Raw genomic sequence first — 2,136 nt, 5'->3', positions numbered from 1 at the left:
GTGCATCCCGGCTCCGTCGCCACGCCGATGATCCTCAACGACGCGGTGTACGCCAAACTGCGCCCCGACCTGCCGAATCCGACGCAGCAGGACGCGGCGGAGGCGCTGGCCCGGCGCACGATTCTGCCCGTTCCGTGGGTGGATCCGGTCGACATCAGCAATGCCGTGCTCTTCCTCGCATCCGACGAGTCCCGTTACGTGACGGGAACCCAACTCGTGGTGGATGCCGGACTTACTCAGAAGGTGTGACATGGGACGGGTTTCGGGCAAGATCGCGCTGATCACCGGCGCCGCGCGCGGTATCGGCCGCGCACAGGCGATCCGGCTGGCCGAGGAAGGCGCCGACATCGTCGCCGTCGACATCTGCGGGCCGGTCGAGACCGTGGTGTCGCCGGGAGCGACCCACGACGACCTCGCCGAGACCGTGCGCGCGGTCGAGGCGACCGGTGCGCGGATCGTCGCCGCGACCGTCGACGTCCGCGACGGCGCGGCGCTGCGGGCCGCGGTCGACGCCGCGGTCGAGCAGCTGGGTGGTCTCGACATCGTTTGCGCCACTGCCGGAATCAGTTCCAGCGGCGGCGCACTGGAACTGACCGAACAGCAGTGGCACACAATGATCGACGTCAATCTGACCGGGGTGTGGCAGACGTGCAAGGCCGCCACCCCGCACCTGATCGCGCGCGGCGGCGGCGCGATGATCCTGACCAGCTCGATCGCCGGACTACGCGGCCTGGTGGGTGTCGCGCACTACACCGCCGCCAAACACGGGGTGGTGGGGCTGATGCGCTCGCTCGCGAAAGAGCTGGCCCCGCACCATGTCCGGGTGAACTCGGTGCATCCGACCAATGTCGACACCCCGATGATCCAGAACGACATGGTGCGCAAGGTGTTCCGGCCCGACCGGGAGAACCCCACCCGCGAGGAATTCGCGGAGGCGGCCGTGACGATGAACATGCTGCCCATTCCGTGGGTCGACCCGGTCGACATCGCCAACGCCGCCCTGTTCCTCGCCTCGGACGAGGGCCGCTACATCACCGCGGTGACGTTGCCCATCGACGCGGGCAGCACCCAGCGCTAGTGCGCTAGCAACGTTCGTACTGACGCGCGAAGGGCTCCGACTCCGGTGCGACCTCGCGCTCGGATGCCGGGCAGCCGCCCACAAAGACGGCGACCCGGGGGCCGTCGCGCGTCACGATCGTGTAATCGACCACCGCACCGGGCCGGGCCAGGTAACGAAGGTGCCGGTCGGCGAGTTGCGTTGCCTGCTCGGTGCTGATTTTCTCTCCGACGGGCGGGAACACGGTGACATCCAGGGTGCGGCCCGCGGCGTCGGGCGGGTCGAACACCGACACCTCGGCGAGGAACGGAGTGGGTTGATCGGTCAGGAACCACTCCCACAATTCGAGTTCGCCGTTGGAGGGGAAACGGGGGCGGCGGTCCGAGTGGGTCAGACTGGGTTCCAGTCTCGAGTACTGCTCGGACATGCCCTCCCCGTGAACGGGCGACACTGTCCAGTCGTTGGATGCCAGTTCCGGGAAGTCCTGGATGATTCGGAGCATCGCCGCGGTGGCGCGCTGGGGTTCGGCCTCGGAGCCCGCTCGGACACTGATGGATTCGGCGTGTCCGTCCGCGTCTCCGGTCTTGACGCCGTGGCTGGCCCAGTGTATCTCCGCACCGGTATCGGCCGATGACACTCGGGTCCAGGTGTTTGCCGCGTTCGCCTCCACCTCCACGTCTCGCCCGAACCGCCAGCTCCCGGAATAGGAGTCCGTCATCCGGCGGATCTTGACCGAGGTCGAGTCGCCTCGATAGTGCGGCGGCAGCTGCACAGCGCCCATGACACGCACGACAGACGCGGTCTCGGCTGGTGTGACGCCGTCCTCGAGCTGCACCTCGAGTCGGGATGTGTAGTAGGAGTTGGGGCCGTACGGGTGGTACTGGAACGTATGCGACGCGTCGGCCACTCCCGGAAGGGCCTCGATGGCTGTCTCGATCACCCGGGACCAGCGGTCACGCTCGGCCTGATCGGGCCCTTGCGGAAAGAGCGAACATCCAGTGAGCAGGACTGCCGCCATCATCACCACGATGGTGGGCACGGTGAAGCGCATAGCAGTTCATCCTGCCAGCAGCCGGCAG

General features: G+C 67.6%; 3 protein-coding genes. 2 read left to right on the top strand and 1 reads right to left on the bottom strand.

The genetic code is table 11. The features are described 5' to 3' along the window. Positions 1 to 249 (top strand): SDR family oxidoreductase (locus ACFWF3_RS33390; RefSeq protein WP_379317936.1); only part of this gene is annotated, 249 nt, incomplete at its 5' end. A gap of 1 nt (position 250) precedes the next feature. Further along, the gene (locus tag ACFWF3_RS33385) at positions 251 to 1,078 is read left to right on the top strand and encodes a mycofactocin-coupled SDR family oxidoreductase (RefSeq protein ID WP_379317934.1); all 828 of its coding nucleotides are present in this window, start codon (positions 251 to 253) and stop codon (positions 1,076 to 1,078) included. Positions 1,079 to 1,082: 4 nt separating this feature from the next. On the opposite strand, the gene ACFWF3_RS33380 is transcribed toward ACFWF3_RS33385, so the two are convergent. Continuing rightward, entirely contained in the window at positions 1,083 to 2,108 is a 1,026-nt protein-coding gene (locus ACFWF3_RS33380) for a hypothetical protein (RefSeq protein ID WP_379317932.1), read from the bottom strand. Positions 2,109 to 2,136: the final 28 nt, after the last annotated feature.

Origin of the sequence: Nocardia sp. NPDC060220, from assembly GCF_042727815.1 — a bacterium.
In the GTDB taxonomy this organism is placed as follows: Bacteria; Actinomycetota; Actinomycetes; order Mycobacteriales; family Mycobacteriaceae; genus Nocardia.
This window is presented reverse-complemented; position numbering and strand designations above follow the sequence as displayed.

Bases quoted from the DNA above. Each gene is read 5' to 3' on its own strand.
- ACFWF3_RS33385 (WP_379317934.1), top strand. From the start codon at position 251: ATGGGACGGGTTTCGGGCAAGATCGCGCTGATCACCGGCGCCGCGCGC.
- ACFWF3_RS33380 (WP_379317932.1), bottom strand. From the start codon at position 2,108: ATGCGCTTCACCGTGCCCACCATCGTGGTGATGATGGCGGCAGTCCTG.